The 24,903-nt window shown below is 72.3% G+C and carries 20 protein-coding genes; 15 read left to right on the top strand and 5 right to left on the bottom strand.

What is annotated here, in order from left to right; translation table 11 throughout:
- Positions 1–228: 228 nt before the first annotated feature.
- The 6 genes from ftsZ to RLT57_RS05915 all read left to right on the top strand — a co-directional run bounded on the left by ftsZ (position 229) and on the right by RLT57_RS05915 (position 5,263).
- Entirely contained in the window at positions 229–1,452 is a 1,224-nt protein-coding gene (gene ftsZ, locus RLT57_RS05940; protein ID WP_311296310.1) for a cell division protein FtsZ, read from the top strand.
- 10 nt (positions 1,453–1,462) lie between these two features.
- Entirely contained in the window at positions 1,463–2,200 is a 738-nt protein-coding gene (gene pgeF / locus RLT57_RS05935; RefSeq protein ID WP_311296309.1) for a peptidoglycan editing factor PgeF, read from the top strand.
- A complete protein-coding gene (locus tag RLT57_RS05930; protein WP_311296308.1) occupies positions 2,197–2,919 on the top strand; it encodes a YggS family pyridoxal phosphate-dependent enzyme in 723 nt (240 codons plus the stop codon). Before pgeF ends, RLT57_RS05930 begins: the two co-directional genes overlap by 4 nt.
- 94 nt (positions 2,920–3,013) lie before the next feature.
- Complete coding sequence (locus RLT57_RS05925; protein ID WP_311300593.1) at positions 3,014–3,628, top strand: cell division protein SepF; 615 nt, start codon at positions 3,014–3,016, stop codon at positions 3,626–3,628.
- 59 nt (positions 3,629–3,687) lie between these two features.
- Positions 3,688–3,978 (top strand): YggT family protein, encoded by a 291-nt coding sequence (locus RLT57_RS05920; RefSeq protein WP_311296307.1) that lies wholly within the window; start codon positions 3,688–3,690, stop codon positions 3,976–3,978.
- A 46-nt stretch (positions 3,979–4,024) separates the two neighbouring features.
- Complete coding sequence (locus RLT57_RS05915; protein WP_311296306.1) at positions 4,025–5,263, top strand: DivIVA domain-containing protein; 1,239 nt, start codon at positions 4,025–4,027, stop codon at positions 5,261–5,263.
- Positions 5,264–5,413: 150 nt separating this feature from the next.
- Here the strand turns inward: RLT57_RS05915 and ileS are convergent, their stop codons facing one another.
- Positions 5,414–8,560 carry an isoleucine--tRNA ligase gene (gene ileS, locus RLT57_RS05910; RefSeq protein WP_311296305.1) on the bottom strand — a complete coding sequence of 1,049 codons (3,147 nt, stop codon included), beginning with the start codon at positions 8,558–8,560 and terminating at the stop codon, positions 5,414–5,416.
- Between the two features lie 824 nt (positions 8,561–9,384).
- Here ileS and RLT57_RS05905 point away from each other — a divergent pair.
- The 4 genes from RLT57_RS05905 (at position 9,385) to RLT57_RS05890 (ending at position 13,316) form a co-directional block, all read left to right on the top strand.
- Positions 9,385–9,855, top strand: coding sequence for a TraR/DksA family transcriptional regulator (locus RLT57_RS05905; RefSeq protein ID WP_311296304.1), 471 nt, complete (start codon positions 9,385–9,387; stop codon positions 9,853–9,855).
- 119 nt (positions 9,856–9,974) lie between these two features.
- Positions 9,975–10,646, top strand: coding sequence for a signal peptidase II (lspA, locus tag RLT57_RS05900; RefSeq protein WP_311296303.1), 672 nt, complete (start codon positions 9,975–9,977; stop codon positions 10,644–10,646).
- Positions 10,647–10,664: 18 nt separating this feature from the next.
- The gene (locus RLT57_RS05895) at positions 10,665–11,606 is read left to right on the top strand and encodes an RluA family pseudouridine synthase (protein WP_311296302.1); all 942 of its coding nucleotides are present in this window, start codon (positions 10,665–10,667) and stop codon (positions 11,604–11,606) included.
- 117 nt (positions 11,607–11,723) lie between these two features.
- Positions 11,724–13,316, top strand: a complete 1,593-nt coding sequence (locus tag RLT57_RS05890; protein WP_311296301.1) for a Na+/H+ antiporter — start codon at positions 11,724–11,726, stop codon at positions 13,314–13,316.
- A 109-nt stretch (positions 13,317–13,425) separates the two neighbouring features.
- Here the strand turns inward: RLT57_RS05890 and RLT57_RS05885 are convergent, their stop codons facing one another.
- On the bottom strand, positions 13,426–14,535 hold the full coding sequence (locus RLT57_RS05885) for a mechanosensitive ion channel family protein (RefSeq protein ID WP_311296300.1): 1,110 nt from the start codon (positions 14,533–14,535) through the stop codon (positions 13,426–13,428).
- A 101-nt stretch (positions 14,536–14,636) separates the two neighbouring features.
- On the opposite strand from RLT57_RS05885, the gene RLT57_RS05880 reads away from it, so the two are divergent.
- Positions 14,637–15,203 carry a dienelactone hydrolase family protein gene (locus tag RLT57_RS05880; protein ID WP_311296299.1) on the top strand — a complete coding sequence of 189 codons (567 nt, stop codon included), beginning with the start codon at positions 14,637–14,639 and terminating at the stop codon, positions 15,201–15,203.
- A 45-nt stretch (positions 15,204–15,248) separates the two neighbouring features.
- Here the strand turns inward: RLT57_RS05880 and RLT57_RS05875 are convergent, their stop codons facing one another.
- Together RLT57_RS05875 and RLT57_RS05870 are read right to left on the bottom strand one after the other, a co-directional pair.
- Complete coding sequence (locus RLT57_RS05875; RefSeq protein WP_311296298.1) at positions 15,249–16,043, bottom strand: thioredoxin domain-containing protein; 795 nt, start codon at positions 16,041–16,043, stop codon at positions 15,249–15,251.
- A 52-nt stretch (positions 16,044–16,095) separates the two neighbouring features.
- On the bottom strand, positions 16,096–16,770 hold the full coding sequence (locus tag RLT57_RS05870) for a hypothetical protein (RefSeq protein WP_311296297.1): 675 nt from the start codon (positions 16,768–16,770) through the stop codon (positions 16,096–16,098).
- A 228-nt stretch (positions 16,771–16,998) separates the two neighbouring features.
- Between RLT57_RS05870 and dnaE the strand changes: the two genes are divergently transcribed.
- On the top strand, positions 16,999–20,553 hold the full coding sequence (gene dnaE / locus RLT57_RS05865; RefSeq protein WP_311296296.1) for a DNA polymerase III subunit alpha: 3,555 nt from the start codon (positions 16,999–17,001) through the stop codon (positions 20,551–20,553).
- A gap of 98 nt (positions 20,554–20,651) precedes the next feature.
- Here the strand turns inward: dnaE and RLT57_RS05860 are convergent, their stop codons facing one another.
- Entirely contained in the window at positions 20,652–20,825 is a 174-nt protein-coding gene (locus RLT57_RS05860; protein WP_311296295.1) for a hypothetical protein, read from the bottom strand.
- Positions 20,826–21,080: 255 nt separating this feature from the next.
- Here RLT57_RS05860 and RLT57_RS05855 point away from each other — a divergent pair, with 255 nt between their 5' ends.
- The 3 genes from RLT57_RS05855 (at position 21,081) to RLT57_RS05845 (ending at position 24,891) form a co-directional block, all read left to right on the top strand.
- Positions 21,081–22,331 carry an NYN domain-containing protein gene (locus RLT57_RS05855; RefSeq protein WP_311296294.1) on the top strand — a complete coding sequence of 417 codons (1,251 nt, stop codon included), beginning with the start codon at positions 21,081–21,083 and terminating at the stop codon, positions 22,329–22,331.
- Between the two features lie 357 nt (positions 22,332–22,688).
- Positions 22,689–23,729, top strand: coding sequence for an ABC transporter ATP-binding protein (locus RLT57_RS05850; RefSeq protein WP_311296293.1), 1,041 nt, complete (start codon positions 22,689–22,691; stop codon positions 23,727–23,729).
- Between the two features lie 334 nt (positions 23,730–24,063).
- Entirely contained in the window at positions 24,064–24,891 is an 828-nt protein-coding gene (locus RLT57_RS05845) for an ABC transporter permease (RefSeq protein WP_399128112.1), read from the top strand.
- Positions 24,892–24,903: the final 12 nt, after the last annotated feature.

Raw genomic sequence — 24,903 nt, 5'->3', positions numbered from 1 at the left:
ACCCTGGCTCAAGGAACGACGGCGTGATCACATAGGGTGAAAAGAAAAACGGTAGGTTCGGCGTGTTCGTTGAACCGCTACCGCTTGTCGACTTAGTGTCCTGTCCCAAGAGAACACGTGGGACAGGCATACTGGTAACCCTAAACCTCACGGTTAGGGTTCAGCACGGCAACCGGCGCGCCACCGACCGTCCCACACGATTCGTAATCGAGGCGAGAGGGCTTCGACGTGGCAGCACCCCAGAACTACCTCGCAGTCATCAAGGTCGTCGGCATCGGCGGCGGTGGTGTCAACGCCATCAACCGGATGATCGAGGTCGGTCTCAAGGGCGTCGAGTTCATCGCGATCAACACCGATGCACAGGCCCTCCTGATGAGCGACGCCGACGTCAAACTCGATGTCGGCCGTGAACTGACCCGTGGCCTCGGCGCGGGCGCCAACCCCGATGTCGGCCGCAAGGCCGCCGAAGACCACCGTGAGGAGATCGAAGAGGTGCTCAAGGGCGCCGACATGGTCTTCGTCACGGCCGGCGAAGGCGGCGGCACCGGCACCGGCGGCGCCCCCGTGGTCGCCAACATCGCCCGCTCACTGGGTGCGCTGACCATCGGAGTGGTCACCCGCCCCTTCACCTTCGAGGGCCGTCGCCGCGCCAACCAGGCCGAGGACGGCATCGCCGGACTGAGGGAGAACGTCGACACCCTGATCGTCATCCCCAACGACCGGCTGCTGTCCATCTCGGACCGCCAGGTCAGCGTGCTCGACGCGTTCCGCTCCGCCGACCAGGTGCTGCTCTCCGGCGTGCAGGGCATCACCGACCTGATCACCACCCCCGGTCTGATCAACCTGGACTTCGCCGACGTCAAGTCGGTGATGTCCGAGGCCGGTTCGGCGCTGATGGGGATCGGCTCGGCCCGGGGCGACGACCGGGCGGTGGCCGCGGCCGAGATGGCGATCTCCTCCCCGCTGCTGGAGGCGTCCATCGACGGCGCCCGCGGTGTGCTGCTGTCCATCTCCGGCGGCTCCGACCTCGGCCTGTTCGAGATCAACGAGGCCGCCCAGCTGGTCAGCGAGGCCGCGCACCCCGAGGCCAACATCATCTTCGGCGCGGTCATCGACGACGCGCTCGGCGACGAGGTGCGGGTCACCGTGATCGCGGCCGGCTTCGACGGCGGCCAGCCGCCCCCCAAGGGCTCCCGTGACCGGGTGCTCAACCCCTACCCGGCGCGCGACGACGCCACCCCGGCCGCCGGCGCCCGGATCGACCCGCCCAGGACCGCCCCGTCGTTCAGCGGGATCGGCGCCCTGCCGACCTCGTCGGCCGAGTCCGAGCCGGAGAACACCCCGGTCGGCGAGGTCCCGTCCGGTCCGGTGCACCCGCCCGTGGTGCCGCCGGCCCGCCCCTACCAGGACACGGCCGCCGAGGAACTCGACGTCCCGGACTTCCTGAAGTGACCGCCCGGCAGTGATAGGGCATCGCACAGCAGCGGACGGCGCGCATTTCGCCTTCACCGACAGGTGGGGCGGGGTGAGCGCCGTTCCCTATGACGGTCTCAACCTCGGCGGCGCGGTCGGCGACGACCCCGCCGCCGTGCGCGCCAACCGGACCCGGGTGGCCGAGGCGCTCGGCCGCGACCCCGACCGGGTGGTGTGGATGAACCAGGTGCACGGCCGGGACGTCGCCGTGGTCGACGCCCCCTGGGGCGACGGCCCGGTGCCGACGGTCGACGCGCTGGTCACCTCCCGGCCCGACCTCACCCTCGCGGTGCTCACCGCCGACTGTGTACCGGTGCTGCTCGCCGACCCCGTCGCCGGGATCGCCGCCGCCGCGCACGCCGGCCGGCCGGGACTGGTCGCCGGGGTGGTGCCCGCCGCGGTGCGGGCCATGGCCGAACAGGGCGCCGACCCCGGTCGGGTCATCGCCGCGCTCGGACCCTCGGTCTGCGGAAAGTGCTACGAAGTGCCCGCCGCGCTGCGGGAACAGGTCGCCGCCGTCGTGCCGGAGGCGTACGCCGAGACGAGCCGGGGCACGCCCGCGGTCGACGTGAGCGCCGGCGTACGCGCCCAACTCGCGCGCTGCGGCGTACGGGTGACCGAGGCGCCGGACGTGTGCACCCGGGAGTCCGCCGACCACTTCTCCTACCGGCGCGAGCACACCACCGGTCGGCTCGCCGGCTACGTCTGGCTGGACGGACCACGGTGAACGACGGCAGACAGGCCCAACTCGCCGGGAACCTGGCCCGGGTCCGGGAGCGCATCGCCATCGCGTGCGCCGCCGCCGGGCGCGACCCGGCGGAGGTGACCCTCATCGCGGTCACCAAGACCTACCCGGCCGACGACGTACGGCTGCTGGCCGGACTCGGGGTGCGGCAGGTGGCGGAGAACCGCGACCAGGAGGCCGCGGCCAAGGCCGACGCGTGCGCCGATCTCCCGCTGAGCTGGCATTTCGTCGGCCAGTTGCAGACCAACAAGGTCCGCAGCGTGGTCCGTTACGCTGACCACGTGCACTCCGTCGACCGGCTCCGGCTGGTCGGCGCGCTCTCCGGCGCGGCCACCGCCGCCGACCGCGAACTCGGCTGCCTCATCCAGGTCGCCCTGGACGCGGGGTCCGGGGAGCGGGGGGAGCGCGGCGGGGTGGCGCCCACCGAGGTCGGGGCGCTCGCCGACGCGATCGCCTCGGCGGACGGACTGCGGCTCGACGGCGTGATGACCGTCGCACCGCTGGCCGGTCCGTACGCGGGCCAACCCCGGGCAGCCTTCGATCGGTTGACGGAAATCTCATCCCGCCTGCGCGAGGCTCATCCGGCTGCGAACATGGTCTCGGCAGGGATGAGCCAGGACCTCGAACAGGCGGTGGCCGCCGGAGCGACACATGTACGCGTCGGTACGGCGGTGCTCGGAGTCCGTCCGCGGCTCCGGTAACGTCACCAAACAAGTCGGACCACAGCATAAATACGCTGTGGCGGCCGTCCCACCGGCGGTCGAGGACCGCAACCCCGCTGAGAGGACGCAGAGCATGGCCGGCGCGATGCGCAAGATGGCGGTCTACCTCGGCCTCGTGGAGGACGACGGATACGACGGACCGGGCTTCGACCCGGACGACGAGTTCGAACCCGAGATGGCACCGCCGCCCGGCGGCCGAACCGCCCCCGAACCGGAGCGGCTGCCCCGGCGCCAGCACGTCCCGGCGCCGGTCCAGCACCAGCCGCCGCAGGAGGAGCCGCCGCGGCTCGTCCACGCGCCGGCCCCCCGCGAACCGCGGATCGCCCCAGTGGCATCCATCACACCCGAACGTCACAGCCTGGAGAAGAACGCACCGGTGATCATGCCCAAGGTCGTGTCAGAACGCGAGCCGTACCGGATCACGACACTTCACCCCCGGACCTACAACGAAGCCCGTACTATCGGGGAACACTTCCGTGAGGGCACGCCGGTGATCATGAACTTGACGGAGATGGACGACACGGACGCGAAGCGACTTGTCGACTTCGCCGCCGGTCTGGTCTTCGGCCTGCACGGGAGCATCGAGCGGGTGACGCAGAAGGTCTTTCTGCTCTCGCCTGCTAACGTCGACGTCACGGCGGAGGACAAAGCCCGGATCGCCGAGGGCGGGTTCTTCAACCAGAGCTGAGCCGAACACAAGCGCAGGACCCGGCCGACCGGCCGACGAGCAGGGGAGAGGGAAGCGCGATGGACATCGCACTCCAAGTGCTGTGGATCGCGCTTGCGTGCTTCTTCGCTGTCCTGCTTTTCCGATTGGTGATGGATTATGTCTTCCAGTTCGCTCGTTCGTGGCACCCTGGCAAGGCCATGGTGGTCGTCCTGGAGGGCACCTACACTGTCACTGATCCGCCGCTCAAGCTCCTGCGGCGGTTCATCCCGCCGTTGCGTCTCGGGGGCGTCGCGCTCGACTTGTCCTTCCTGGTACTGATGATCATCGTGCTCATCCTGCTCGACGTATTGAAGGGCTTGCAAGGATGACCGGTGCGGGCTCCCGATATGTCGACGATCACGTTGAGGTGAAGAGATGCCGCTGACCCCCGAGGACGTTCGGAACAAGCAGTTCACGACCGTCCGCCTCCGAGAGGGCTATGACGAGGACGAGGTCGACGCCTTCCTCGACGAGGTGGAGGCGGAGCTGACCCGGCTGCTCCGCGAGAACGAGGATCTGCGGGCCAAGCTGGCCGCGGCGACTCGTGCCGCCGCCCAGAACCAGCAACAGGGCATGCGCAAACCGGAGCAGCAGGACCGGCCGGTACCCGCCGCCATATCTGGACCCCAGCCGGTGCAGCAGCAGATGCCCCAGCAGCAGATGGGCCCGCCCCAGCTGCCTGGCGGCCAGCCGCAGTTGCCGGCCGGTCCGAGCGGTCAGGGCCCGATGGGCCAGCACCCCATGCAGCAGCAGGGCCACCCGATGCAGCAGCAGGGTCCCGGTATGCAGGGGCCGGGGATGCAGGGTCCGATGGGCCAGCACCCCATGCAGCAGCAGGGTCACCCGATGCAGCAGCAGGGTCCCGGTATGCAGGGGCCGGGGATGCAGGGTCCGATGGGCCAGCACCCCATGCAGCAGCAGGGTCCCGGTCCGATGGGTCAGCACCCCATGCAGCAGCAGGGCCCCGGCGGCGACAGCGCCGCCCGCGTCCTGTCGCTCGCCCAGCAGACCGCCGACCAGGCCATCGCCGAGGCGCGGTCCGAGGCCAACAAGATCGTCGGTGAGGCGCGCAGCCGCGCGGAGGGTCTGGAGCGGGACGCCCGCGCCAAGGCGGACGCGCTGGAGCGGGACGCCCAGGAGAAGCACCGCGTGGCGATGGGCTCGCTGGAGTCCGCCCGCGCCACCCTGGAGCGCAAGGTCGAGGACCTGCGCGGCTTCGAGCGGGAGTACCGGACCAGGCTGAAGTCGTATTTGGAGTCCCAGCTGCGGCAGTTGGAGAACCAGGCGGACGACTCACTCGCCCCGCCGCGGACCTCCGCGCCGTCGGCTCCGTCCCTTCCGTCCGCTTCGTCCATGAACGGGTCGATGGGCGGCGGCTCCATGAACGGGATGGCCCCGGCCGGCGCGGGCGCGATGGGTCACAACGGCTCCGGGCCCTCGTACGGAGGCGGCCAGGGCATGGGGCACACCCCCGGTCCGACCTACGGCGGCCAGCAGCAGATGTCCCCCGCGATGACCCAGCCGATGGCACCGGTACGGCCGCAGGGGCCGGCGCCGCTGCAGCAGGCGCCGACGCCGATGCGGGGCTTCCTGATCGACGAGGACGACAACTGACCGCCAGGCGCTGAGCTGAGCGAAGGGCCGGGCCCCCGGGGATGCGCATCCCCGGGGGCCCGGCCCCTGTGCGTTCTCAGGGACCCGAGGGGGTCGGACGGACCGGGCCGACCGGACGGGCCGGCAGCGCCGGACCGTCCGGTCGGGGGGTCAGGACCTGCGGAGATGGAAGGTGAGGCCGAGGGCCGGGTCGGTGAAGGCGGGGCCGTAGGAGGGGTCGGGGGCGGCTTCGGCGAAGTCGGTCGCCAGGACCTCGTCGGCGATGAGGCCGGCGTGCGCGGCCAGGGCCGCCGAGAGTTCGGCGGTGGCCTCGGCGACCCGGACGGAGATCTTGTCCGACACGTCCAGCCCGCTGTTCTTGCGGGCCTCCTGGATGAGCCTGATCACATCGCGGGCGAGCCCGGCCCTCGCCAGCTCCGGGGTGATCTCCAGATCCAGGGCGACCGTGGCACCGGAGTCGGAGGCGACCGACCAGCCCTCGCGCGGGGTCTCGGTGACGATGACCTCCTCGGGGGAGAGCGCCACCTCCTGGCCGTCGACGGTGACCGTCGCCGTACCGTGCTCGCGCAAGGAGGCGGACAGGGCCGCCGCGTCCGCCGCCGCGACCGCCGCCGCGACCGCCTGGACGCCCTTGCCGAACCGCCGGCCGAGCGCGCGGAAGTTGGCCTTCGCGCTGGTGTCCACCAGGGAGCCGCCCACCTCCGAGAGCGAGGCCAGCGCGGAGACGTTGAGCTCCTCCGCGATCTGCGTCCGCAGCTCCTCCTCCAGGTCGGCGAAGCCGGCCGCGGCGAGGAGCGCGCGGGACAGCGGCTGGCGGGTCTTGACGCCGGACTCCGCGCGGGTGGCGCGGCCGAGCTCCACCAGGCGCCGGACCAACCGCATCCGCTCCGACAGCGCCGGGTCGATCCGCTCCCGGTCCGCCACCGGCCAGGACGCCAGGTGCACCGAGTCCGGGCCGTCCGGGACCACCGGGACCACCAGGTCCTGCCAGACCCGTTCGGTGATGAAGGGGACCAGCGGAGCCATCAGCCGGGTGACCGTCTCGACCACGTCGTGCAGGGTGCGCAGCGCCGCCGCGTCGCCCTGCCAGAACCGCCGCCGGGACCGGCGTACGTACCAGTTGGACAGGTCGTCCACGAACGCGGACAGCAGCTTGCCGGCGCGCTGGGTGTCGTACGACTCCAGGGCGTCGGTGACGTCCCGGACCAGTGCGTTGAGCTCGCCGACCAGCCAGCGGTCCAGCAGCGGGCGGTCCGCCACCGCCGGGTCGGACGCGCTCGGCGCCCAGCCGGAGGTTCGCGCGTACAGGGCCTGGAAGGCGACCGTGTTCCAGTACGTCAGCAGGGTCTTGCGGACGACTTCCTGGATGGTGCCGTGGCCGACCCGGCGGGCCGACCAGGGGGAGCCGCCGGCCGCCATGAACCAGCGGACCGCGTCGGCCCCGTGCTGGTCCATCAGCGGGATCGGCTGCAGGATGTTCCCCAGGTGCTTGGACATCTTGCGGCCGTCCTCGGCGAGGATGTGGCCGAGGCACACCACGTTCTCGTACGCCGACCTGTCGAAGACCAGGGTGCCGACGGCCATCAGCGTGTAGAACCAGCCGCGGGTCTGGTCGATCGCCTCGGAGATGAACTGCGCCGGGTACGTCCGCTCGAAGACGTCCTTGTTGCGGTACGGGTAGCCCCACTGCGCGAACGGCATCGACCCCGAGTCGTACCAGGCGTCGATCACCTCGGGCACCCGGGTCGCGGTCTGCGCGCAGGTCGGGCAGGGGAAGGTGACCTCGTCGATGTACGGGCGGTGCGGGTCGAGGCCGGACTGGTCGGTGCCGGTCAGCTCGCCGAGCTCGGCGAGCGAGCCGACGCAGGTCAGGTGGCCGTCCGCGCAGCGCCAGACCGGCAGCGGGGTGCCCCAGTAGCGGTTGCGGGACAGCGCCCAGTCGACGTTGTTGGTGAGCCAGTCGCCGTACCGGCCGTGCTTGACGTTGTCCGGGTACCAGTTGGTGCGCTCGTTCTCCCGCACCAGCGCGTCCTTGACGGCGGTGGTGCGGATGTACCACGACGGCTGCGCGTAGTAGAGCAGCGCGGTGTGGCAGCGCCAGCAGTGCGGGTAGCTGTGCTCGTACGGCACGTGCCTGAAGAGCCGGCCGGTCGACCGGAGCTCGGCGACCAGCGCCTCGTCGGCCTTCTTGAAGAAGACGCCGCCGACCAGCGGCACCTCCGGCTCGAAGGTGCCGTCCGGGCGGACCGGGTTGACCACCGGCAGGCCGTACGCCCGGCACGCCTTGAGGTCCTCCTCGCCGAACGCGGGGGACTGGTGGACCAGCCCGGTGCCGTCCTCGGTGGTCACGTACTCGGCGTTGAGCACGTAGTGGGCGTCCGGCACGTCGACGAAGGCGAACGGCCGCTGGTAGGTCCAGCGCTCCATCTCGCGTCCGGTGAAGCGCTGCCCGGTCGCCGTCCAGCCCTCGCCGAGCGCCTTGCCGAGCAGCGGTTCGGCGACGACGAGCTGCTCGGTGCCGTCGGTGGCGACGACGTACGCCACGTCCGGGTGGGCGGCGACGGCGGTGTTGGACACCAGCGTCCAGGGGGTGGTGGTCCACACCAGCAGCGCCGCCTGACCGGCCAGCGGGCCCGAGGTCAGCGGGAAGCGGACGTAGACCGACGGGTCGACGATCGTCTCGTAGCCCTGGGCCAGCTCGTGGTCGGACAGGCCGGTCTGGTCCCGGGGACACCAGGGCGCCACCCGGTAGTCCTGGACCAGCAGGCCCTTGTCGAAGATCACCTTGAGCGACCACCACACCGACTCGACGTAGCCGGGGTCCATGGTGCGGTAGGCGTCGTCCAGGTCCACCCAGTAGCCCATGCGCGTGGTCAGCTCGGCGAAGGCGTCGGTGTGCCGGGTCACCGACTCGCGGCACTTGGCGTTGAACGCGGCGATGCCGTACTTCTCGATGTCCTGCCTGCCGGTGAAGCCCAGCTCCTTCTCCACCGCGAGCTCGACCGGCAGGCCGTGGCAGTCCCAGCCGGCCTTGCGGGTCACGTGGTGGCCCTGCATGGTCTTGAAGCGCGGGAAGACGTCCTTGAAGACGCGGGCCTCGATGTGGTGGGCGCCGGGCATGCCGTTGGCGGTCGGCGGGCCCTCGTAGAAGACCCAGTCGGGCAGGCCCTCGGTCCGGGCCAGCGAGCGGGCGAAGGTGTCGCGCTCGCTCCACAGGGCCAGCACCTCGCGTTCGAGGGCGGGCAGGTCGACCTGGGCGGGCACCTGGCGGTACTGCGGCTGGCTCGGCTGGCTCATCGGGACTTCCTCCGGCGGACGCTTGTCGCTTGTCGCGTACTTCCGTCGGAGGGACGAGAACGAGGCGCTCCCGCGGTACCACCCTCCTTGGCGGCGCCCGGCGTCCTCGCGGACGGCACCGCCCCCTCATTGGGGTCGCGACGCCGGTTCTACTCGCCCGAGGGCTTTCTTCCGGCGGCTCCGGGGTGATCTTCGCACCGCGCACACCCCCGGGCTCCCACCGTCCCCGGGTCGCTCTGGGCTGCCTGCGGCGCTACTCGTCCCATCCACGCCTCTCGCTGCCCCCAGTGTACGGGGCCCCGGAGCAGGCCGCCGACCGGTTGTCCACGGCCCGTCCGGTCCGGCTTGGACCCGAATGGCGGCTTTCCGCACGGTCGGGGTGGTGCGCCGGAATACCTGGCGGCGAGCTGGGAACAACGCTTGGAGACCTGTCCGCCCCGAGGGCGGCCGGGCCGCCGCGCAGCGTGCCCCCGTTGCCGCGGAGCCATTGTCGACTTACCGTTTCCGGCACGGCCCGCGAACAAGATCACCCGGGTGCCGGGGCCCCCTCCCGGCCGCGGAGGAGGCGGCGCGGGGCGCGACGGAGGAGACGCCGCCCGGGAGGGCGGCGCCGGGGAAGATCGCGGCGGCACGGAACGCTGCTTCGACAGGAGGCGGCCGGCGGTTCGACGAGGAGCCCGGCCGGCCGGAGCGCGGGCCCGACCGCCGCGGCCCGGAGGGCCGCGGGCCGCGAGGGCGCGAAGAAGGCACCGGCACCGAAGGCGCCGGGCAGGACACCGGCGGCCACTGCGGCCGCCGGCGCGAAGAAGACAGGAGCCCGCAAGGTGGCAGCGAAGAAGACCGTGGCCCAGCCGGCCGCGACATCGGGGTCCCCGATCCCCGCCGCCGGTACCGTCGCCGGGCCGGACATCCTGGCCGTGCTCCCCGGCGAGGACCCGTGGACGCCCGAGGAGGTGGCGGAGGCCCGCGCCGAGCTGCTGTCGGAGGTCGAGCGGCTGCGGGCCGAGCTGGCCTCCTCCGAGGCGGCCGTCGCGGGCCTGATGCGCGACTCCGGGGACAGCACCGGGGACGAGGCCGACACCGGCAGCAAGAACATCACCCGCGAGTACGAGCTGGCGCTGGCCAACAACACCCGGGAGACCCTCTCCCAGGCCGACCACGCGCTCCAGCGGCTGGACGAGGGCACGTACGGCCTGTGCGAGGTCTGCGGCAACCCGATCGGCAAGGCCAGGATGCAGGCGTTCCCGCGGGCCACCCTGTGCCTGGACGACAAGCAGCGGCAGGAGCGCCGCTGACCGCTCCCGCCCGCCACCCGCCGGGGGGCCCTCGCCAGGCCGGTGCCGTACCCTCGTCAGCAGTCAGGATTCGCCCTGGCGGGCAGCGGCACAGGGCTCACGACGGCTGAGGAACTCACGTGACGGAAGCGGAGCGCACCATCACCACACCGGACGCGCCGGACGGGGCGGCGCGGTCCGCCGATCCCTCGTCGGCCGCTCCGGAGGCCGGCGCCGAGACCGACGCCGCGGCGGACGCCGGGACCGGCCCCGACACCGGGGCGCCGGCCGGCACGTCCGTACGGGCGCCCGGCGCCGCCGGGGTGCGGGGGCGCCGGATCGCCGTGCTGATCGGGGTCGCGGTGCTGGCCTACCTGCTCGACCTGCTGTCCAAGATCTGGGTCGTGCACAGCCTGGAGCACCACGACCCGATCGACGTCTTCGGCCACTACCTGCGCTTTGACGCGATCCGCAACGCCGGCGCGGCCTTCGGGCTCGGCCAGGGCATGACGATCGTCTTCACGGTGATCGCGGTCGGTGTGATCGCGGTCATCGTCCGGCTGTCCCGGCGGCTGTACAGCCTGCCCTGGGCGGTCGCGCTGGGCCTGCTGCTCGGCGGCGCCTTCGGCAACCTGACCGACCGCATCTTCCGCGCTCCCGGCAGCTTCCAGGGCCGTGTGGTGGACTTCATCGCGCCGGCCCACTTCGCGGTCTTCAACCTCGCCGACTCGGCGATCTGCTGCGGCGGCGTGCTGATCGTGCTGCTCTCGTTCCGCGGGGTGGACCCCGACGGCACCAAGCACCAGGACTGAGGGCCCATACTCGGTCAGGTGAGTACGCTTCCCGAAGTCCGTTCCCTGCCCGTACCCGAAGGTCTGGAAGGCGAGCGCGTCGACGCCGCCATCGCCCGTATGTTCGGTTTCTCCCGGACCAAGGCCGCCGAGCTGGCCGCCTCGGGCAAGGTCTCCATCGACGGCGCCGCCGCGGCCAAGTCGGAGCGGGTGCGCGGCGGGGCGTGGCTGGAGGTCGAGATGCCCGCTCCGGCCGAGCCGGTGCGGATCGTCGCCGAACCCGTGGAGGGCATGGAGATCGTCCATGACGACGACGACGTCGTGGTCGTCCTCAAGCCCGTCGGGGTCGCCGCCCACCCCAGCCCCGGCTGGACCGGCACCACCGTGATCGGCGGCCTGGCGGCGGCCGGCTACCGGATCTCCACCTCGGGGGCCGCCGAGCGCCAGGGCGTCGTGCACCGCCTCGACGTCGGCACCTCCGGCCTGATGGTGGTCGCCAAGTCGGAGCGGGCCTACACCCTGCTCAAGGCGCAGTTCCGGGACCGGGTGGTGGACAAGCGGTACCACGCCCTGGTCCAGGGGCACCCGGACCCGATGAGCGGCACCATCGACGCCCCGGTCGGCCGCCACCCGCAGCACGACTACAAGTGGGCGGTCACCGCCGACGGCAAACCCTCGGTGACGCACTACGACCTGATCGAGGCGTTCCGTTCGGCCAGCCTGCTCGACATCAAGCTGGAGACCGGCCGCACCCACCAGATCCGGGTGCACATGTCCGCCCACCGCCACCCCTGCGTCGGCGACCTCACCTACGGCGCCGATCCGACGATGGCCAAGCGGCTCGGGCTGACCCGGCAGTGGCTGCACGCGGTACGGCTCGGCTTCGAGCACCCCGCCGACGGTGAGTGGGTGGAGTTCGCGAGCGACTACCCGGCCGACCTGCGGCACGCGCTGGAGGTCGTGCGCGCGGACAGTCAGTGAGCGGTCCGCCACGCAGCCGGACCGCCCCCGCCCGCCGGCACACCCTTGGCCATGAATCGGCCGGGCCGCTCGGCGATTGACGGCCCGTGTACGCGGAACACCCGGCAGACTGACGCCGTGGATCAGCTCGCCCTCTTTTTCGTGATCATGCTCGCGGCCATCGTCATGGTGCCGCTCGCCGACCGGGTGAAGCTGCCCGCGCCGGTCCTGATGACCCTGCTCGGCGGAGTGCTGGCGCTGATCCCGCAGGTGCCGAACGTACAGATCGACCCGGACCTGATCCTGCCGCTGTTGCTGCCGCCGCTGCTCTACGCGGCCGTGCAGCGCACCTCCTGGCGGCAGTTCGCGGCCAACAGGCGGGCCATTTTCCTGCTCGCGGTGGCCCTGGTCTTCGTCACCACCGCGGCCGTCGCGGCCGTCGCCGACGCGGTGGTGCCCGGGATCACCGTGGCCGCCGCCGTGGCGCTCGGCGCCCTGGTCGCGCCGCCCGACCCGGTGGCGGCGACCGCGGTGGCCGGCGCGCTCGGGCTGCCCCGCCGGATGATCTCCACCCTGGTGGGCGAGGGGCTGTTCAACGACGTCACCGCCATCGTGCTTTACCACGTCGCGGTCGCGGCGGTGGTCTCCGGCGAGTTCTCGCTGCCGCACGCGGCCCTGGAACTGCTGCTGTCCGCGGTCGTCGCGGTCGCCGTCGGACTGGCACTCGGCTGGGCGGCCAACAAGCTGATGGGCGTCGTCGGGGACGCCACCTTGCAGATCGGCCTGTCGCTGCTGGTGCCGTTCGCCTCCTACGCGCTCGCCGAGGAGTTCCACGGCTCCGGCGTCCTCGCGGTGCTCACCACCGCGCTGTTCCTGGCCGAGCACGCCTTCGAGGCCGACGACGTACAGGCCCGGCTGGTGGGCAACACCTTCTGGGAGATCGTCGACACCCTCGTCACCGGCATCGCCTTCGGCCTGATCGGCCTGGAGCTGCACAACGTCTTCACCGTCGGCGCCGGCTACCGGGTGGAGATGCTGCGGCACGCCGGGCTGGTGGTGGCCGTCGTGGTCGGGGTGCGGCTGCTGTACCTGCTGCCCGCCTCGTGGATCGCCAGACGGCTGCACTCGCTGCGGGACATGGACGAGGACATCCCGATGACCTGGCAGGAGACCGTCGTCATGTGGTGGTCGGGGATGCGCGGGGTGGCGTCGGTGGCGCTCGCCCTGGCGATCCCGCTCACCACCGACCACGACGGGAGGTTCCCGGCCCGCCAGGAACTGCTGTTCATCGCCTTCGCGGTGGTGCTGGCCACCCTCGTCGTGCAGGGGCTCACCCTGCCCTGGCTGGTCAAGCGGCTCGGCGTGCGCAGCGACGCCGACGCCGAGCAGTCCCTGGAACGCGCCCTGGCGGTACGGGCGATGGCCGCCGCCAGGGCCCGGCTCAAGGAGGTCGAGAGCCGCGAGCAGCTCGACGAGGAGCTGTCGGAGATGCTGCACCGCAGGGCGCTGGACGTGGCCGCCCGCATCTCGCCCGACCTGGTGGACGAGGAGCGACGCGGCAGCCACGCCCGGCGACTGGAGCGGCTCAAGGCGCTGCGCCGTATCCAGGAGGACATGCTCTCGGCCGCCCGGCACGAGGTGCTGGCCGCGCGCAGCGAGCCCGGCAACGACCCCGAGGTGGTGGACCGGGTGCTGCGGCACCTGGACCTGCGCTCGATGCGGGGGCTGTGAGGCGGCGGCGGGGCGGCCCGGGACGCCCGGCCCCGGGGCCGGCGCGGGGAAGGCGGCACGGTGGGGGCGGCGGGCCGGCGTTGGTGGGGCCGGCGCGCTGGGGAGGGGCTCAGCGTGCTCCGGGGCCGGGCCCCAGGTCCTTGGAGTCCGGCATCGGCGTCATCCCCCGGTCCTGGCCGGCTCCCGGACGCCCCGGGGCGGGCGCGGTGCTGATCCGCGGCAGCGCGTACGGGTGCTCGCAGCGCAGCCAGTCGATCAGCTGCTCGCGCACGATGCAGCGCAGGTTGAAGATGTCCTCGGCGTCCTTGGCGGTGACCAGCGCCCGTATCTGGATGGTGGTCGGCGTGCTGTCGATCACCACCAGCCCCCACGCCCTGCGGTCCCACTCGGTCGCCTGCTCCAGGACCTCCAGCAGCCGCTTGCGCATCGCGTCGACCGGGGCGGAGTGGTCCAGGTGGAAGAAGACCGTGCCGGTCATCCGCGGGTCGCCGCGCGACCAGTTCTCGAACGGCTTGCTGGTGAAGTACGACACCGGCATGGTGATCCGCCGCTCGTCCCAGGTGCGGACGCTCAGGAAGGTCAGGGTGATCTCCTCGACCACGCCCCACTCGCCGTCCACCACCACCGTGTCGCCGATCCGCACCATGTCGCCGAAGGCGATCTGCAGGCCGGCGAAGAGGTTGCTCAGCGTGGACTGGGCGGCCACACCGGCGACGATGCCGATGATGCCCGCCGAGGCCAGCACCGAGGCCCCCACGGTCCGCAGCGCCGGGAAGGTGAACAGCACCGAGGCCACCGCGATCACCGTCACGACCGCGGTGAACACCCGCTGGATCAGCGTCAGCTGGGTGCGCAGCCGGCGGATCTTGGGGACGTCGTGCGAGACGGCCGCGTAGCGGGCGTACGAGGAGTCGGTGACCGCGGCGGCGATCCGCACCACCAGCCAGCCGGAGGCGGCGATCAGCACCACCACCAGGGCCTGGCCGATGGCCGCCGCGTGCTCGTCGGCGAAGTGCGCCGAGCGGTAGCCGCCGCGCAGGATCGCGGTGAGGATCACCACCTGGAGCGGCACACCGCAGCGGCGCAGCAGATGCCACAGCGGTGTCTCCGGGTGCCGGGTGTCCACCGTGCGCAGGGACCGGTCGACGGCCCAGCCGGCGATCAGGGACAACACCACGGCCGCGCAGACCACCAGTACCGGGCGCAACGCGCCGTCCATCGTCGCCTCCGATCCGAGCAGGACGCTTCTCCCCGGGCACTTCGCACCCGCGGGGGTGCTGGCACCATGGTCGCGTACCCGAGCGCTGAGGAAGCCAGACTGTGACGATCGTCCTGTTCCACTCCATGTACGGGCCGCGCCCCGCCGTGCACGCCGCCGCCGAGCGGATGCGGACGACCGGCCACGAGGTGCTCGTACCCGACCTCTACGACGGCCGCACCACCGACCTCGCCGAGGAGGGCCTGCGGATCAGGGACGAGATCGGCTCCGACGAGCTGCTGCGCCGGGCGGTCGCCGCCGTGGCCCCGCACAGCGGGAAGGGGCTGGTCTACGCGGGCCTGTCGCTCGGCGGCTCCGTCGCGCAGAACCTGGCGCTGGGGGACGACAGGGCCCGCGGGCTGCTGCTCCTGCACGGGACGTCGGACATGGCCGACGACGCGGCCACCGACATCCCGGTGCAGCTGCACGTCGCCGATCCCGACCCCTACGAGACCGAGGACTGGCTGAACGCCTGGTACCTGCGGATGCGCCGGGCCGGCGCGGACGTGGAGGTCCACCGCTACCGCGGCGCCGGGCACCTCTACACCGACCCGGAGCTGCCCGACTACGACGCGCAGGCGGCGGAGCGGACCTGGGCGGTCGCGCTGGACTTCCTCCGGGACCTGTAGGGCGGGTCCCGGAGGAAGCGCGGGCGGGTGCCCGCCGGTCCGCCGCTAGGTGAGGTCGGCCGCGATGGCCTTCACCACGTCGTCCGAGGGCACGCCGGAGACCTGGACGTCCTTGCCGTTGACCTTGACGGTCGGGGTGGCGTTGACCCCGCTGCCGTTGAACTTGTCGGTCATCGCCAGCGCCCACTTGTCGAAGGTGCCCTGCTTGACCGCGTCCGAGAACTTGGCGTTGCCCTTGAGCGCCGGGACCTTCTGGGCCAGCGCGATCAGGTGGTCGGCGTCGTTGAACTCGTCCGTCTTCTCGTCCGGGTGGACGGACTTGGAGTAGAGCAGGGTGTGGTACTGGTTGAACGCGTCGGTGGAGACGTTCAGCGCCGCCCCCAGCGCGCTCAGCGCCTTCTTCGACCCGGAGCCGCCGTTGGCGGCGTCCAGGAAGGTGCCGAAGGTGTACGAGATCTTGTACTTGCCGGCCTCGGCGTCCTTGAGCACCGCGGCACCGGCCGTCTGCTCGTAGGCCGCGCAGATCGGGCAGCGCAGGTCCTCGAACTCCTCGACGGTGTTCTTGTTGTTTTTGTCGCCGATGATCACGGTGGTGCCGTTGGTGCCCGAGGTGTTGGCCGGCTTGACCAGCTTGTCCTTGGCGGCGGCCGACCAGTAGCTGGGCTTGCTGGCGGCGTTGACGGCCACGGCCACGCCGCCGGCTATCGCCAGGACCACGATGACGCCGCCGCCGACCAGCAGCTGGCGGCGGACCTTGGCCCGCTTGGCGTCCTTCTCCCGCTGGATCCGCAGCCGCTCGCGGGCGGCGTCCTTGGCGGCCTTGCTGTTCCTGGTGCTCATGTCCGGTTTCTCCGTCGGTGTGCGCGTGTGGGCCCTGCCGGTCGTCGTGCGGTTACAGCGCGACCAGGACCGGCGGACCACGGCGTACGACGGCGTGCAGTAGCGGCCGGGCGGACGGCGCGCCGGCCGCGGACCGGGCGGCCGGGCGCGGCCGGCCCGGCGGCGGCGCGGTGACGGGGCCGGCGGCGGCGACCGCGAACAGCAGCGGCCGGAAGGCCGCGGCGGCCGTCGAGCGCAGCACCCGCAGCAGCGCGGTCTCACCGCTGCGCAGCCACCAGGAAGCCAGCAGGCCGACCGAGACATGCGCGGCCAGCAGCAGCCACGGCAGCGCCGTGGACGGCATCTGCTGGGCCGCCTGACCGCCCGGTACGGCCGCCAGGCCGCCGCCGACCTGGCTGCCGTGGCAGACCACCGCTTCGTGCAGGGTCCGCCAGGAGCCGGTCACCGGCCCGCCGGACGGCCCATAGCACGCCTGCTGCCCGGAGGTGAACAAGGTGTCGACGGCCAGCTCCACCGGGACCATCAGCCCGGCGATCGCCCAGAAGCCGCGCTCCCGGCCGCCCAGCAGGTACGCCAGCGTGAACACCGCGGCGAACGCCCCGCCCACCGCGAACAGCGGCAGCGGCGTGTGCGCCATCAGGACGTGGGAGGTGGAGGAGAGCGTCACGCACAGCGCGGCGAAAAGGGCGGCGCGAACCACCCTCAGCCGCGGTCGTATCTCCTCCATGGCGCAGAGTGTGCCACGCGGGGGCGTAGGCGTGGCCTAAAGGACGGGTAACAGATGGGGCCGGCGCGCCCGCCCGGCGGCGGAACCGGTCACCGGGGTCCGGCGCCCGGGTCCGGCCGACGGGACCCGGCCGGGGGACCGGGAGAGCCGGACCCGTGCTGTCGGACCCGGGTCGTAGACTCGCCAGCGCCGTCAGACCAACCCCTCGCGCCGGAGGTGTCGCAGCCCGTGACCGACCAGCCCTTCACTCATCTGCACGTCCACACCCAGTACTCGCTGCTGGACGGAGCGGCGAGACTGAAGGACATGTTCAAGGCGTGCAACGAGATGGGGATGAGCCATGTGGCCATCACCGATCACGGCAACCTGCACGGCGCCTACGACTTCTTCCACCAGGCCAAGGCGGCCGGCGTCACCCCGGTGATGGGCATCGAGGCGTATCTCGCGCCGGAGTCCCGGCGGTACAACAAGCCCGTCAAGTGGGGCGCCCCCCACCAGAAGAACGACGACGTCTCCGGTGCCGGCGCCTACACCCACATGACGATCTGGGCCCGGGACGTGGTCGGGCTGCACAACCTGTTCCGGGCCCAGTCCCGGGCGTCCTTCGAGGGCTACTTCCGCAAGCCCCGGATGGACCGCGAACTGCTCAGCGAGTACGCCGCCGGCCTGATGGGCACCACCGGCTGCCCCTCCGGCGAGGTCTCCACCAAGATCCGGCTCGGGCAGATGGAGGAGGCGGTCAAGGCGGCGGCGGAATACCAGGACATCTTCGGCAAGGACAACTTCTTCGTCGAGATCATGGACCACGGCATCGACATCGACCGCCGGGCCCGCGACGGGCTGATGGAGATCTCCAAGAAGCTGAACGCGCCCTTCGTCGTCACCAACGACTCCCACTACACCTACGCCAAGGAGTCGTCCGCGCACGACACCCTGCTGTGCATCCAGACCGGCTCCAACATGTCCGACCCCGGCCGGTTCAAGTTCGACGGCTCCGGCTACTACCTGAAGTCCGCCGCCGAGATGTACGCCATCGACTCCTCCGACGCGTGGCAGCAGGGCTGCCGCAACAGCCAGCTGCTGATCGCCGACCGGATCGACACCACGGGCATGTTCCAGGAGCGGAACCTGATGCCCCGGTTCGACGTGCCGGAGGGCTACACCGAGATCACCTGGTTCCGCGAGGAGGTCGCCCGCGGCATGGCCTTCCGGTTCCCCGGCGGCATCCCCGAGGACCGGCAGAAGCTCGCCGAGTACGAGATGGACACCATCATCCAGATGGGGTTCCCCGGCTACTTCCTCGTCGTCGCCGACTTCATCAAGTGGGCCAAGGACAACGGCATCGCGGTCGGCCCCGGCCGCGGCTCGGCGGCCGGCTCGATCGTCGCCTACGCGATGCGGATCACCGACCTCGACCCGGTGCCGCACGGCCTGATCTTCGAGCGGTTCCTCAACCCCGAGCGCGTGTCCATGCCCGACGTCGACATCGACTTCGACGAACGCCGGCGCGGTGAGGTCATCCGCTACGTGACCGAGAAGTACGGCTCCGACAAGGTGGCCCAGATCGCCACCTACGGCACCATCAAGGCCAAGGCCGCGATCAAGGACTCGGCCCGGGTGCTCGGCTACCCGTTCTCGATGGGCGACCGGATCACCAAGGCGATGCCCGCCGACGTGCTCGGCAAGGGCATCCCGCTGTCCGGCATCACCGACAAAAACCACCCGCGCTACAGCGAGGCCGCCGAGGTCCGCGCGATGTACGAGAACGAGTCGGACGTCACCAAGGTGATCGACTCGGCGAAGGGCATCGAGGGCCTGGTCCGGCAGATGGGCGTGCACGCGGCCGGTGTGATCATGTCCGCCGAGCCGCTGATCGACCACGTGCCGATCTTCTCGCCGAAGAACGACGGCGCGGTCGTCACCCAGTGGGACTACCCGAGCTGCGAGTCGCTCGGCCTGCTCAAGATGGACTTCCTGGGCCTGCGCAACCTCACGATCATGGACGACGCGGTCAAGTCGATCAAGGCCAACAAGGGCATCGACATCGACCTGCTGTCCCTGCCGCTGGACGACCCCAACACCTACGCCCTGCTCAGCCGCGGCGACACGCTGGGCGTCTTCCAGTTCGACGGCGGCCCGATGCGGGCCCTGCTGCGGATGATGAAGCCCGACAACTTCGAGGACATCTCCGCCGTCTCGGCCCTGTACCGGCCGGGCCCGATGGGCATGAACTCGCACATCAACTACGCGCTGCGGAAGAACAAGCAGCAGGAGATCACCCCGATCCACGCCGAGCTGGAGGAACCGCTCCGCGAGGTGCTGGACATCACCTACGGCCTGATCGTCTACCAGGAGCAGGTGCAGAAGGCCGCGCAGGTGCTGGCCGGCTACTCGCTCGGCCAGGCCGACCTGCTGCGCCGCGCGATGGGCAAGAAGAAGAAGGAGGTGCTGGACAAGGAGTTCATCCCCTTCCAGGCGGGCATGCGCGAGCGCGGCTACTCCGACCAGGCCGTCCAGGCGGTGTGGGACGTCCTGGTCCCCTTCGCCGGCTACGCCTTCAACAAGGCGCACTCCGCCGCGTACGGCCTGGTGTCGTACTGGACCGCGTACCTCAAGGCCAACTACCCGGCCGAGTACATGGCGGGCCTGCTCACCTCGGTGAAGGACGACAAGGACAAGATGGCGCTCTATCTCAACGAGTGCCGCCGGATGGGCATCAAGGTGCTGCCGCCGGACGTCAACGAGTCCAACGCCAACTTCACCCCGAGCGGTGACGACACCGTCGTCTTCGGCCTCACCGCGGTCCGCAACGTCGGTACCAACGTCGTCGAGTCCATCGTCAAGTGCCGCAAGGCCAAGGGGCGTTACACCTCCTTCCCGGACTTCCTCGACAAGGTCGAGGTGGTGGTCTGCAACAAGCGGACCGTGGAGTCGCTGATCAAGGCCGGCGCCTTCGACGTGATGAAGCACACCCGGCGCGGGCTGACCGAGCACTTCGAGACGATGATCGACAACGTCGTGCAGGTCAAACGCAAGGAGGCCGAGGGGCAGTTCGACCTGTTCGGCGGAATGGGCGGGGACGACGGCGCCGACAGCCCGGCCTTCGGGATGGACGTGGTCTTCTCCGACATCGAGTGGGACAAGACGTACCTGCTCGCCCAGGAGCGGGAGATGCTCGGCCTGTACGTCTCCGACCACCCGCTGTTCGGCATCGAGCACATCCTCAACGACAAGACCGACGCCTCGATCGCGGCACTGGCCGGCGACTACGCCGACGGCGCGATCGTCACCATCGGCGGCATCATCTCCGGCCTGCAGCGGAAGATGACCAAGCAGGGCAACGCCTGGGCCATCGCCACCGTGGAGGACCTGGCGGGCTCGGTGGACTGCATGTTCTTCCCCGCCACCTACCAGCTGGTCTCCACCCAGCTGGTCGAGGACACGGTGGTCTTCGTCAAGGGGCGGCTGGACAAGCGCGAGGACATCCCGCGGCTGGTCGCCATGGAGCTGATGGTGCCGGACCTGACCGACGTGGGCACCAACGCGCCGGTGATGATCTCCATCCCGACGGTCAAGGTCACCCCGCCGCTGGTGGCCCGGCTCGGCGAGGTGCTGGACAGCCACAAGGGCAACACCGAGGTGCGGGTCAGGCTGCAGGGGGCCAGGTCCACCACGGTGCTGCGGCTCGACCGGCACCGGGTGACCGCCGATCCGTCGCTCTTCGGCGACCTCAAGGCGCTGCTCGGCCCCGCGTGCCTGGGAGTCGGCCAGCAGGCGGGCTGACGGCGGGCTGACGGCGGTACGAGCGCGGGGGCGCCCCGGAAAGGGCGCCCCCGCGTCGTGATCCGCCTGTTCGGGCCCGACCGGCGGGCGCGGGCCGGTCAGTTGTGGCCGAACCGCTGCTTCTGCTTGCGCGGCGGGACCTGCGTGGCGGCGGGCATTTCGTGCCGGTCCGCCGGCGCCGCGGGGCGCGCGGTGTCCTGCGGGTCCATGTCCTGGCCGGTCCGCCGGTCGCGCTGATCACGCTGGCGGTTCTGGTTCCTGTTCTTCGCCACGGTCGTGCCTTCCTGGTGTGGGGGGTGTTGAGGCCGACCGGCCGGGTGGGCCGTTGGCCGCCATCAGGTTCACACGGGACGACAAAGCGCGCATGTCGGACAATTGGCCCCGTGTGTGCCGGAGAACCGGCAGGAAAAAGTGAGGACCGCCACGCCGAAGATCGGGTTCACGGTCATAACGTCCGAGCATTCGGGCAGACTCGGGGGAACCGCGGGGGAAGTTCCGTGCCGGGGGGCGACCGGAAGAGGTGCAAGGTGGACCGCTGCGTCGTCCTGGTGGACGCCGGATATCTGCTGGGCGCAGCGGCGAGTCTGCTGGCCGGTGAACCGTCGCGTTCCCGGATCCTGGTGGATCATGCCGCCGTGGTCGCCGGCCTGCGCAAACGCGCCGAGGAGGAGACCGGGCAACCGCTGCTGCGGATCTACTGGTTCGACGGGGCACCCGACCGGGTTCCGCAACCGGAGCACCGCAGGCTGCGGGTGATGCCCCGGGTGACGGTACGGCTCGGCGCGCTCACCCGGACGGACGGCCGGTGGGCCCAGAAGGGCGTCGACGCGGCGATGCACGCGGAACTGTCGGAGCTGGCCCGCAACCGTGCCTGCTCCGATGTCGTACTGGTCACCGGGGACGGCGACCTGCTGCCCGGCATGATGTCCGCCAAGGAGCACGGCGTCGCGGTGCACCTGTGGGCCGTCCAGGCCGCCGACGGCGACTACAACCAGTCCGAGGACCTGGTGGCCGAGGCCGACGAGCGGCGGGTGCTGGACCGGGAGTGGATCACCGCGGCGATCCGGGCCCGCGACATCAGCGGGGCCTGCCCGCCGCCGGGGCCGCGGCCCGAGATCCGGCCGGAGATCGCCGCGATCCTGTCCGCGCCGCTGCCGGAGTCGGGGAACGAGCCGCAGGACAACGGGCACGCCCCGCACACCGGGCACCCAACGCACCCGGTCCACGCGGCGAAGAACGGCTCGGCGCCCGAGCCGGACACCGCGCAGGGCGTGCCCCCCGGCAAGGGTGTCGTCCCCACCCCCAAGGACCTGGCCGGGCTCGGCCGCGCCACGCACGCGGCCACCCCGCCGCCGCACTCCGCGACCAACGCGACGCTGCGCTGGTCCTCCGACAAGGGCTGGACCGACCGCGGCCCCGGCGCGGACCTGCCCGACACCAGCGGGCTGCCCACCCTCGCGCAGGTCACCTCCGCCGAGCAGCGCTGGGCCGACCGCGAGGCCGACATCACCGCGGTCAGCGGCGACCCCTACGAGGTCGGCCAGGTCTTCGCCCGCCGCTGGATCGCCCGCGTCAACGACACCGCCCAGCTCCAGCACCTGTCCTCGCACTACCCCCGCGTCCCGCACCGCATCGACGGCGAGCTGCTGCGCTACGCCGCCCGCTTCGGCCTGCTCGCCCACAAGGACGACCAGATCGACGAGCACGACCGCTACGCGATCCGCGCGGGCTTCTGGCGCGAGGTCGAGGGCCGCACCCCCGCCGCCTCCGAAACCTGACGCCCGACGCCTGACGCCTCCGGCGCGGCCCCCGGCCCTTCCCCCGCCCTTCCCCCGCCCTTCCCCCGCCGTCCCGCCACCGGCCCCCGGCCGGACCCGGCGAAAACGGTTCCCCGCACCGGGAGACGTGCTCGGGCCGGGCAGCCGACCGGCGCCGGACCGGTCCCCGGGGCAGGCCCCGGCCTTTTTCGGTTGCGGACGGACAGGCCCCCCGCGCGCCGCGGGGTCGTGCGCCCGGCGGCGGGCGCGGGAGCGGCCCCGGGAGGGGTGTCGGCCGGGGGCGGGGGTGTCGCGGGGAGGGGGTGTGGGGAGACCCGCTCGGCTGGAGGCGGGGGATTGCGCGTACGCTCGGTGTTCGTGAGTACGGGCACGGAGGGGACGGCGCCGACGGCGGTTGCCACAGGCCGCGGTGCGGCGTGCTCGGTGCGGGGTCTGATCAGGACGTACCCGGGCGGTTCCGGGGCCCGGCGGCGGGGGGCGCGAGGCGCCGCCGCCGAAGCGGTTCGCGCCAACGACGGCATCGACCTCGACGTCCGGCACGGCGAGATCTTCGGCATCCTCGGCCCCAACGGCGCCGGCAAGACCACGCTGGTCCGCCAGCTCACCGGCCTGCTCCGCCCCGACGCCGGCACCATCCGCCTGCTCGGCCACGACCTGGTCCGCCACCCCGACCGCGCCGCCCGGCTCATCGGCTACCTCGGCCAGGAGTCCACCGCCTTCGACGAGCTGACCGTGGCGCTGGCCGCCGAGACCACCGGCCGGCTGCGCGGCCTGAACGCGTCGGCCGCCCGCGGCGCCCGCGACGCCGTACTCGACGAACTCGGCCTCGGACCGCTGGCCGGCCGCCCGCTGAAGAGGCTCTCCGGCGGCCAGCGCCGCCTGGCCTGCTTCGCCGCAGCCCTGGTCGGCGACCGGCCGGTCCTGGTGCTGGACGAGCCCACCACCGGCATGGACCCGGTGGCCCGCCGCGCGGTCTGGGCCGCCGTCGACCGCCGCCGCACCCGGTACGGCAGCACCGTGCTGCTGGTCACCCACAACGTCATCGAGGCCGAGACCGTGCTGGACCGGGTCGCCGTGCTGGACCGCGGCCGGGTCATCGCCTCCGACACCCCCGCCGGGCTCCGCGCCCTGGTCGCGGACGAGGTACGGCTGGAACTGGTGTGGCGGTACGAGGCGCCGCTCGGCCTGCCCGCCATCGCCGCGCTGTACCCGCTGGCCGAGGTCTCCGGCCGCCGCTGGACGCTGCGCCTGCCGCAGGACCGGGCCCGTACCGCGGTCGCCGAGGTCACCGGCGGCCCCGCGTTCGCCGCCCTGGACGACTTCACCCTCGCCGTTCCCAGCCTGGAGGACGTCTACCTGGCCCTGGGCGGCCGGGGGAAGGGGCTGAGCAAGGCGTGAACGGACCCGCGCCGACCCGGCGCCCCACCGCCTCCCGGCAGCGCCCCGGGCGCCCCGCGGCACCCGGCCCGCGCGCCCGCCGCCCGGCGGCCCCGACCGGAGCCGCCGCGAAGCGCACCCCGGCCACGGCGGCGGCCCCGTCGCGCCCGCCGGGTCGCACCCGCGTCCCCGGCCCCGCCCCGGTACGGAACCGGCCCCCGGCCACGGCGGCGGCCCCGTCGCGCCCGCCGGGGCACGGCCGCGTCCCCGGCCCCGCCCCGGCACGGAACCGGCCGCGTGCCACGCCCCCCGCCCGCTCCGCCGGCCGGCCCGAACGTACCGCTGGAGGTCCCCTGTGACCGTCATCCTGCAGCCGGTCGGCGGGCCGCGGCTCGCCGACCCCGCCGACGAGCCGGCGGCGGCGCCGCTCGCGCCCCGGGCCGGGCTGGGGGCCGCGTTCGGCGCCGTGTACCGGGCGCAGCTGTCGCGGGCGCGGGTCGCCCGGATCCCGCTGCTGTTCGTCGCCACCTTCCAGTCCGTCGGCATCATGGTCATGATGCGCGGCGTCGTCCACGCCGGGGACGGGGAGGCGGCGCGGGCCGTCGTCGCCGGGTCCACCGTGCTCGTCGTGGCCTTCGTGGCGCTCAACCTGCTGGCCCAGTACTTCGGGCAGCTGCGCGCCTCCGGCGGCCTGGACACGTACGCGACCCTGCCCGTGCCGCCCGCCTCGGTCGTCCTCGGGACGGCGGCGGCCTACGCCTCCTTCACCGTCCCCGGCACCGCCGTCACCGCGGTCACCGGCTGCGTGCTGTTCCACCTGTCCTTCGCCAACCTGTGGGTGCTGCTGGTGGTGGTCCCGCTGGCCGGCGCCGCCCTGTCCGGGCTGGGCGCGGCCCTCGGGCTGCTCGCGCCCCGGCCGGAGATCGCCACCCTGCTCGGCCAGCTCGGCATGTCCGCCGCGCTGCTGCTGGGGGTGCTGCCCGCCTCGCACCTGCCCGCGCCCGTCGCGTGGGCGCGCGACCTGCTGCCGTCCACGTACGGCGTGCAGGCGCTCGCCCGTACCTTCGCAGGGGGGGCCACCGACTGGGCGGCGGTCGGCGCCGACCTGTCGGTGTGCGCCGCGGTCGGCGCGGTCTCCCTGTTCGTCGCGACCCGGGCCTACCGCAGGGCCGCCTGCCGGTGACGTACCCCGCGC

This window comes from Streptomyces sp. ITFR-21 (genome assembly GCF_031844685.1).
In the GTDB taxonomy this organism is placed as follows: domain Bacteria; phylum Actinomycetota; class Actinomycetes; order Streptomycetales; family Streptomycetaceae; genus Actinacidiphila.
This window is presented reverse-complemented; position numbering and strand designations above follow the sequence as displayed.